Origin of the sequence: Cellulomonas sp. NPDC057328 (assembly GCF_042667215.1) — a bacterium.
Taxonomy (GTDB): domain Bacteria; phylum Actinomycetota; class Actinomycetes; order Actinomycetales; family Cellulomonadaceae; genus Cellulomonas.
This window is the reverse complement of sequence record NZ_JBHUZW010000148.1, coordinates 1-8,377: the sequence shown is the minus strand read 5'-3', so window position 1 is coordinate 8,377 and position 8,377 is coordinate 1. Positions and strand designations below refer to the sequence as shown.

Annotated in this window: 8 protein-coding genes; 2 read left to right on the top strand and 6 right to left on the bottom strand. The window is 75.0% G+C overall.

What is annotated here, in order from left to right; translation table 11 throughout:
• Window positions 1-65 precede the first annotated feature (65 nt).
• The 3 genes from ACFUMH_RS17595 to ACFUMH_RS17585 all read right to left on the bottom strand — a co-directional run bounded on the left by ACFUMH_RS17595 (window position 66) and on the right by ACFUMH_RS17585 (window position 1,547).
• On the bottom strand, window positions 66-734 hold the full coding sequence (locus ACFUMH_RS17595; RefSeq protein ID WP_378208609.1) for a redox-sensing transcriptional repressor Rex: 669 nt from the start codon (window positions 732-734) through the stop codon (window positions 66-68).
• Window positions 735-811: 77 nt separating this feature from the next.
• A complete protein-coding gene (locus ACFUMH_RS17590; protein WP_378208607.1) occupies window positions 812-1,144 on the bottom strand; it encodes a glutaredoxin family protein in 333 nt (110 codons plus the stop codon).
• A 25-nt stretch (window positions 1,145-1,169) separates the two neighbouring features.
• A complete protein-coding gene (locus ACFUMH_RS17585; protein ID WP_378208605.1) occupies window positions 1,170-1,547 on the bottom strand; it encodes a DUF2200 domain-containing protein in 378 nt (125 codons plus the stop codon).
• A gap of 166 nt (window positions 1,548-1,713) precedes the next feature.
• Between ACFUMH_RS17585 and ACFUMH_RS17580 the strand changes: the two genes are divergently transcribed.
• The gene (locus ACFUMH_RS17580) at window positions 1,714-2,535 is read left to right on the top strand and encodes an HAD family hydrolase (protein WP_378208611.1); all 822 of its coding nucleotides are present in this window, start codon (window positions 1,714-1,716) and stop codon (window positions 2,533-2,535) included.
• 178 nt (window positions 2,536-2,713) lie between these two features.
• On the opposite strand, the gene ACFUMH_RS17575 is transcribed toward ACFUMH_RS17580, so the two are convergent.
• From ACFUMH_RS17575 to ACFUMH_RS17565, 3 genes are read right to left on the bottom strand one after another with little or no spacing between them, the layout of a single operon-like run.
• Window positions 2,714-3,757, bottom strand: coding sequence for an arabinan endo-1,5-alpha-L-arabinosidase (locus ACFUMH_RS17575; RefSeq protein ID WP_378208602.1), 1,044 nt, complete (start codon window positions 3,755-3,757; stop codon window positions 2,714-2,716).
• The gene (locus tag ACFUMH_RS17570) at window positions 3,754-5,268 is read right to left on the bottom strand and encodes an alpha-N-arabinofuranosidase (protein ID WP_378208600.1); all 1,515 of its coding nucleotides are present in this window, start codon (window positions 5,266-5,268) and stop codon (window positions 3,754-3,756) included. The genes ACFUMH_RS17575 and ACFUMH_RS17570 overlap by 4 nt, the downstream gene beginning before the upstream one ends.
• On the bottom strand, window positions 5,265-6,662 hold the full coding sequence (locus ACFUMH_RS17565) for a glycoside hydrolase family 27 protein (RefSeq protein ID WP_378208598.1): 1,398 nt from the start codon (window positions 6,660-6,662) through the stop codon (window positions 5,265-5,267). The genes ACFUMH_RS17570 and ACFUMH_RS17565 overlap by 4 nt, the downstream gene beginning before the upstream one ends.
• 351 nt (window positions 6,663-7,013) lie before the next feature.
• Between ACFUMH_RS17565 and ACFUMH_RS17560 the strand changes: the two genes are divergently transcribed.
• Complete coding sequence (locus ACFUMH_RS17560; RefSeq protein WP_378208595.1) at window positions 7,014-8,363, top strand: ABC transporter substrate-binding protein; 1,350 nt, start codon at window positions 7,014-7,016, stop codon at window positions 8,361-8,363.
• Window positions 8,364-8,377: the final 14 nt, after the last annotated feature.

Genomic DNA, 8,377 nt, shown 5'->3' with positions numbered 1-8,377 from the left:
GTCCGGTCGCGCCCCGCGGTGCGTGCACGGTCGGACGCTGCGGGACGGGCCGGCCCTGCAGGGCGTCAGGCCCCGCCCGTGGCCGCGCGCCGCGCCTCGTGGAACGCGAGGATCTGCAGCTCGGACGCCACGTCGACCGCGCGGACGTCGACGTGCGCCGGCACGCGCAGCGCCGCCGGCGCGAACGTGAGGATGCCGACGACCCCCGCCGCCACCAGCCGGTCGCACACGTCCTGCGCGACCGTCGCCGGCGTCGTGAGCACCGCGATCGTCGCGCCCGTCGACGCCACCACGTCGGCCAGCCGGTCGGCCGGCTGCACGACCAGCCCGGCGACGGTCGTGCCGACCACGCGCGGGTCGGCGTCCACCAGGGCGACGAGGGCGAAGCCCCGCTGCGCGATGCCGGCGTAGTTCGCGAGGGCGTGGCCGAGGTTGCCGACGCCGACGAGCACGACGCGCCGCTCGTCGGCGAGCCCCAGCACGACGCGGACCTGCTCGCGCAGGTGGGCGACGTCGTACCCGACGCCGCGCACGCCGTAGGAGCCGAGGAACGACAGGTCCTTGCGCAGCTGCGCGGGCGTGACGCCGACGCGGTCGGCGAGCTCGTCGGACGACGTCAGCACGCAGCCCTCCGCCGCCACCGCCTCGAGCGCGCGCAGGTAGCCCGGCAGCCGTGCGACCGTCGCCGGCGGCACCTGCGCACCGCGGCCCGAGCGTCCCCCACGAGCGTCCACGTCGCCCCCCACGGCCCCCGGCCGGCACGTCCCGCCTCGTCGCGGGGCGGCCCGGGCGCCGCGGCCCACGGTAGGGCCTAGCGGGGTCCCGCGGCGAGGGCCCGCAGCAGGCGTGCCTCGTCGACGCGCCAGTACCCGCGGCGCACGCCGTCGACGTCGACGACCGGCACGAGCTCCCCCAGCTCGTCGGCCAGGACGCGGCCGTCGGGCAGGGGGACGTCGACGTCGACCTCCGCCCACGGCGCGCCCGTCGCCGCGCTGACGCGCCGCACGACCGCCCGCGCGTCGTCGCACAGGTGGCAGCCGGCGCGCCCGTAGAGCACGAGCCGCGCGTCGGCGGCGGGGACCGGCGCGGGCGCGGTGGCACCGGGGGCGTCGGCGGGGGTCGGCTGGTCCTGCGGTCCGCTCACCCCGCCACGGTAGGCGCCCGCGGCGTCAGCCGTCCCCCGTGCGCGTGGCCGCACCGCCCCGCAGGACCGACGACATGCGCTTGCCGCGGGCGACCTCGTCGACGAGCTTGTCGAGGTACCGGATCCGCTGCATGAGCGGGTCCTCGATCTCCTCCACCCGCACGCCGCAGATCACGCCGGTGATGAGCACGGCGTCGGGGTTCCACGCCGGGGCCTCGGCGAAGAACGTCTCGAGGTCGACCTCGGTCTCGAGCACGCGGGCCAGGCCGGCCTCGTCGTAGCCCGTGAGCCACGCGATCACCTCGTGCACCTCGGCCCGCGTGCGGCCCTTGCGCTCGACCTTCGTCACGTAGTGCGGGTAGATGCTCGCGAAGGGCGTCGAGAAGATCCGGTGCCGCGCCATGTCGCCGCCTCTCCTGGTGGTCCGGGTCGACGCCGATCATGCCGCGCCGCCGCACCCGGGCGCGCACCCACGCACCCACGGGCCTCGTTACAGTGGCCGGGTGCACGCGGCGGACGACACCGGCGAGGGCGCCGTGGTCGGCCCGGACGTGGCCGGGACGGGGCCCGTGGTCGCGGCCACCGTCGAGACGCCGGTCGCGGAGGTCGTCCCGGAGGGGACGCGCGTGGCGGCGTTCTTCGACGTCGACAACACGATCATCCGCGGCGCGAGCGCGTTCCACCTGGCCGTGGGGCTGTACCGGCGCGGGTTCTTCCGCAAGCGCGACATCGTCGTGTTCGCGTTCCAGCAGGCGCGCTACCAGGCGTTCGGCGAGGACCGCGAGCAGATCGACGAGATCCGGTCGCGCGCGCTGTCCATCATGCGCGGCCACTCCGTCGCCGAGGTCACGGCCATCGCCGAGGACGTCTACGACGAGGTGCTGAGCCTGCGCATCTACCCCGGCACGCGGGCGCTGCTCGACGCGCACCTCGCCGCCGGGCACGCGGTGTGGCTGGTGACGGCGACGCCCGTGGAGATCGGCGAGCTCATCGCGCGCCGGCTCGGCACGTCGGGCGCGCTCGGCACCATCGCGGAGCACGAGGACGGCTACTACACGGGCCGCCTGGTGGGCGACCTGCTGCACGGCGAGGCCAAGGCCAGCGCCGTGCTCGCGCTCGCCGAGCGCGAGGGGTACGACCTGGCGCTGTGCCACGCGTACGGCGACTCGACGAACGACGTGCCGATCCTGTCGACCGTCGGCAACCCGTGCGCCATCAACCCCGACCGGCGCCTGCGCCGGCACGCCGCCGAGGCGGGCTGGCCCGTGCGCGAGTTCCGCGGCCGGCGCCGCCACGCCCGCCGCGGGGCCAACGCGGCGAGCCTCGCCGGGCTGGCGTGGGCCGGTGCGGTGGTCCTCCGCGCCCTGCGCCGCCGCCTCACCGGCCGCTGACGCCCCGCCGGCCGCCCCCCGCCGGCCGCTGACGGCTCCCCGGCGGCGTCGAACCGGTCGTCGTGCACCGTGCCGGCGCGCGGGTGCTGCACGACGACCGGTTCGACGTGCCGGTGGGGGTGTGGGTCCCGGGACGGAGCCAGGGGTCGGGTCGGGGCGATGACCGCCGGCCGGGCGGTCAGTCGCGGTCCGCGGCCTGCTCCTCGCGCGTGGACGCGACCGGCCACCCGTCCTCGTCCCACGCGAGCTCGCGGATGCCGAGGCGGATCTCGCCGCCGTCGGCGGCGTCGTACCAGTGGTGCGCGAGGTACCCGCGCGAGTACGACTCCCCGCCCGGGCCGACCCGGTCGCCGCGCGTGGTGAGCAGGACCTCGCCGCCGTCCTGCGTCATGGCGCGGCCCGCGCGGTCCACGTACGGGCCGGTGACCTCGCGGGACCGGCCGACGGCCGTGCTGTAGGTGGAGTCCGACCCCCGGCAGCAGGAGTCGCGGGAGACGAACAGGTAGAACCAGCCGTCGCGCTCGGCCAGGGTGGGCGCCTCGATCGCGTTCTCGGCGCCGATGCGGCGCGCGATCGTCACCGGGTCGGCCGCCGGGTCCGCGCGGGTGCCCTCCGGCCAGGTCAGCTCGACGAGCTGGATGCCGCCCCAGAACGAGCCGAACGCCATCCACGGCGTGCCGTCGACCGTGAGCACGCTCGGGTCGATGGCGTTCCAGTCGTCCCGCCCCGGCTCGGACGCGATCACCTCGCCGCGGTCCGTCCACGCGTGCGCGGGGTCGTCCGGGTCGAGCGTCGGGCTGGTCATGAGACCGATCAGGGAGCGGTTCGACCCGAACGTCGACGCCGCGTAGTAGAGGTACCAGGTGCCGTCGTGCTCGACGACCTCCGGTGCCCAGAAGTTCTGCACCCCGGGGACCCGCTCGTACACCCATCGCGGGCGGGACGCGGCGTCCCACACGGTCCCCGCGTCCTCCCAGGTCCGCCCCCCGTCGACGGACCGGCGCACCTGCGGCGAGCCGGCGCCGACGCGCACGTCGCCCGTCGAGAACACGTACCAGGGCTCGTCGCCCTCCCCCACGACCAGCGCGGGGTCGTGCGCGCGCACGTCGCCGGCGGGGTCGAGGTCCGTCGCCGCGGGACCGGACGGGCCGGTGGCGCCGCACGCCGCCAGCGCCGCCGCCGCCACGAGGGCGACGGCGGCGCGGGCGAGGCGCGTGCTCACACGCGGGTGCCGAGCCGCACGACGTTCCACGACACCGGCGGCACCTGCACGCGCAGGCGGCCGTCGGCGACCTCGGCGGTCGTGTTGGCCCGCGGTGCGACCGAGGAGTCGTCGTCCGCGGTGGCCGACCAGCGGTGGTCCGGGTTCGCGAGCGTCGTCGCCTCGACGAGCCGCAGCCCCGGCAGCGCGCGCAGGTCGACGTCGAGGACGGCGGGCGCGCCGGTCGAGCGGTTGACGGCGAACAGCGTGACGTCGCCGGTCTCCTCGTCGCGGGTCGCGACGGCGTCGACGAGCGCGGCGTCGCCGTAGCGGGCCGTCTCGTAGGTCGGTGCGTCGATCGCGACGCGCAGCACGTCGCCCGTGGCGTACCGGGACGCCGCGGCGAAGGGGTGGAAGATCGTCTGCTTCCACGAGCGCCCGCCCGGCTCGGTCATGATCGGCGCGATGACGTTGACCAGCTGCGCGAGCGACGCGGCGTGCACGCGGTCGCTGTGCCGCAGCAGGCTGATGAGCAGGTTGCCCACGACCACGGCGTCGGCGACGTCGTAGCGGTCCTCGAGCAGGACGGGCGCGACGGGCCAGTCGTCGCCGCTCGGCGGACGGGACTCGGCACGCCTCTGGTACCAGACGTTCCACTCGTCGAACGAGATGTGGATGCGCTTGCTCCTCTTCTGCGCGGCGCGCACGGCGTCCGCGGTGGCGGTCACCGACTCGACGAAGTGGTCCATGTCGACCGCGGAGGCGAGGAACGAGCCGAGGTCGCCGTCCTCCTCCCAGTAGTAGGCGTGCGCCGAGACGTAGTCGACCTGGTCGTACGCCTCCGTGAGCACCACGCGCTCCCACTCGCCGAACGTCTCCATCGACGAGCTCGACGAGCCGCACGCGACGAGCTCGATCGAGGGATCGACCATCCGCATCGCGCGGCCCGTCTCGGCGGCGAGGCGGCCGTACTCGAGGGCGGTCTTGTGGCCGGTCTGCCAGGGCCCGTCCATCTCGTTGCCGAGGCACCACATGCGCACGCGGTACGGGTCGGCGGCGCCGTTCGCGCGGCGCAGGTCGGACAGGGCGGTGCCACCGGGGACGTTGCAGTACTCGAGCAGGTCGACGGCCTCCTGGACGCCGCGCGTGCCGAGGTTGACGGCCATCATCGGCTCGACCTCGGCGAGCGCGGCCCAGCGCATGAACTCGTCCGTGCCGACCGTGTTCGGCTCGGTCGAGTGCCACGCGAGGTCGAGGCGGCGCGGACGCTGCTCGACGGGGCCGACGCCGTCCTCCCAGCGGTAGCCGGAGACGAAGTTGCCGCCCGGGTAGCGCACGGTGGACACGCCGAGCTCGCGCGTGAGCTCGAGGACGTCCTTGCGGAAGCCGTCCTGGTCGGCGGTGGGGTGCCCCGGGTCGTGGATGCCGGTGTAGACGCAGCGCCCGAGGTGCTCGACGAACGAGCCGAACGTGCGCCGGCGGACGGGCCCGACCCGGAACGCGGGGTCGAGCGTGAGGCGGACGGGGATCATGACGGCTCCTGTCGGTGGTGCGGCCCCGGTGCGGCGGGGGCGGGGTGGTCGGTGGGGTCGAGGGCGAGCCAGCGCACGCCGTGCGCCGGCACCTCGAGGTCGAGGCGCCCCTCGGGCTCCCAGCCCGTGGGGACGGGGTCGGGCAGGGCGGCGCCGGTCCACAGGTCGCGCACGGCCCAGCGGCCGGCGCGGGCGTCGGCGTCGCCGACCAGCGACGACAGCGCGAGGTGCTCGGTGCGCGGGTGCGCGCCGGTCCAGAACACCGCCACGTACCGGGTGTGCGTACCGTCGCCGGCGCGCGCGGCCCAGACGACGACCTCGCCGGCGTCGGTGCGGCCCGCGCCGAGGTCCGTGGCCGCCGGCTCGCGCAGCAGCTCGCGCCCGTCGACGCCGGTGCGCAGGACGTGCCCGACGGCGGGCGTCGCGAGCAGCGCGACCGTCGCGGGGTCGCTGGTCGGCAGGTCGCCGCCCATCATGAGCGGCGAGCGCGCCATGACCCACAGCGTCAGCAGGGTGCGCTGCTCGTCGGCCGTGAGCCGGCTCTGCCGGTCCTCGCCGCGCTCGGCGCGGATGCCGATGCGGCCCAGCGGCAGCATGTCGGCGTCCGCCCAGCCGCCGGGGCGCTGGTGCGGGGCCCACCGCGCGAGCCGGGCGAAGTTCGCGTGCACGTCCTCCCAGCGGTCCCAGAGGTCGTCGCAGACGCGCCACAGCTGGGCGTGCTCGCGCAGCACCGGCAGGTGCTCCGTCGACAGGCGCGTGCCGGGCGAGAGGGAGAGCACCATCTCGCGGCCGCTGCGCGCGATCGCGGTCCCCCAGGCCCGCACGGCGTCGGCGTGGAAGGGCGCGAGCATGTCGTCGACCTTCACGTAGTCGACGCCCCAGGACGCGAGCTGCGCGACGAGGCCGTCGAGCCACGCCTGCGCGCCGGGGTGGGCGTGGTCGAGGCCGACCATGTGGCCGTTCCACGGGCACGTGGACGTGGGGTCGGCGACGTCGGCCGCCGTCCAGCCGCCGTCGCCGGGGACGGGCAGCGCCGCCGCGACGGCGCGCCGCGGGATGCCGCGCAGCACGTGGACGCCGAACCGCAGCCCGAGCGCGTGGACGCGGGCGGCGAGCGCGGTGAAGCCCGTGCCGTCGGCCGCCGAGGGGAACCGCCCGGGGGCCGGCTGCGGGTACCCGTGCGCGTCCAGCACGAGCGCGGCGTCCTGCGTGTAGCCGTGGGGCCGCGCGTCGGGGTCGGACCAGTCGATGTCGACCACGACTGTGTCCCAGCCGTGCGGCAGCAGGTGCTCGGCCAGGAAGCGGGCGTTCGCCAGGACCTCCGCCTCGGTCACGGTGGTGCCGTAGCAGTCCCAGCTGTTCCACCCCATCGGCGGGGTGAGGGCGGACGTCATCGTCGGTGCTCCTCGTGTGGCTCGCGGCGCGTAGGGCCTGCGGCGCTGTCTACAACGTTGTAGGGCCACCATGCACGAGAGACGGCGGCCTCGTCAACGACGCGATCGCCGGCCGGTCAGCATGCCGCCGCGGGGCGTTACCCGATCGTGGCTTGACCCGGCGGGCGCGCCCGTGCCACCTTGTGCAACGTTGTAGATCAACGTTGTAGGACGACGTTGTCAGCATCGGAGAGGTCAACGACGACCAGCAGGAGCGGACGGCCGACGCGCAGGTGCGTCGCCTCCCCGGCACGCGCCGGGAGCCGCCCCGACCGGCGTGACCTGACCGACCCACGACAGGGAGGCAGGCAGATGAAGAAGAGCAGGCTGGCCGTCGGCATGGCGTGCACCGCGCTCGTCGGGGCGCTCTCGCTCACCGCGTGCAGCGGCGACGGCGGCAGCGGCGGCGACAGCGGGTCGCTGACGTTCATGTTCCGCGGCGGACCGGACGAGAAGGCGGCCTACCAGGCGGCCATCGACAAGTTCACCGAGGACACCGGCGTGGACGTCGAGGTCATCGTCACCGACGCCGACCAGTACGCGACGAAGCTCCAGGCCGCCGTCGCGGGCAACAACGTGCCCGACGTGTTCTACATCGAGCAGGCCAACCTCCAGTCCTACGTCGCCTCGGGCGTCCTCATGGACATCACCGACCAGGTCGACGAGCTCGGGGTCGACCTCGACAACATCTGGGAGTACGGCGTCGACTCCTACCGGTTCGACGGCGAGCTCCAGGGCACGCCGGAGGGCCGCCTGTACGGGCTGCCCAAGGACGTCGGCCCGTTCGCGTTCGGCTACAACAAGACGATGTTCGAGGCCGCGGGCATCCCGCTGCCCGACCCGGACGTCCCCCTCACGTGGGACGAGTACGTCGCCATCTGCCAGCAGCTGACCACCGACACGGACGGCGACGGCGCGATCGACCAGTGGGGCACGGGGCCGAACGTCCAGTGGAACCTGCAGTCCGTGGTGTGGAGCAACGGCGGCGACTTCGTCAACGAGGACCGCACCGAGGTCACCGTCGACACCCCCGAGTTCGCGGAGGCGCTCCAGGAGTTCGCCGACCTCACGACGGTCGACGGCGTCACCCCGTCCGCGGCGGACGCCGCGACGCTCGACACCTACCAGCGCTGGATGGCCGGAGAGATCGGCTTCTTCCCCGTCGGCCCGTGGGACGTCAGCGTCTACAACGAGCTCGAGTTCGACTACGACCTCATCCCCTGGCCGACGCTCGGCGACGGCGGCTCGGGCACGTGGATCGGCTCCCTCGGCATCGGCGTCTCGGGCACGACCGACATGCCCGACGAGGCGGTGCAGCTCGTCACGTACCTGTCCGCGGACGCCGAGGCGCAGCAGACGCTCGTCGACGCGAACATCCAGGTGCCCAACCTGGTCGACGTCGCCGAGGAGTGGGCGGCCGCCCCCGACGCGGAGCCGGCCAACCGCAAGGAGTTCCTCGACATCGTGCAGGACTACGGCCGCGCGATGCCGGCCGCGTACACGTACGGCGCCGCCTGGTACGACGAGCTGTGGACCAACATCCAGCCGGTCCTCGACGGCGAGCAGACGGCCGCCGACTACCTCGCCGAGGTGCAGCCGCGCATGCAGGCGCTGCTCGACGAGTCGAACGCCAACGCCGAGCAGGCGTTCGCCGGCAGCTGACCCCGCCCCGGCCC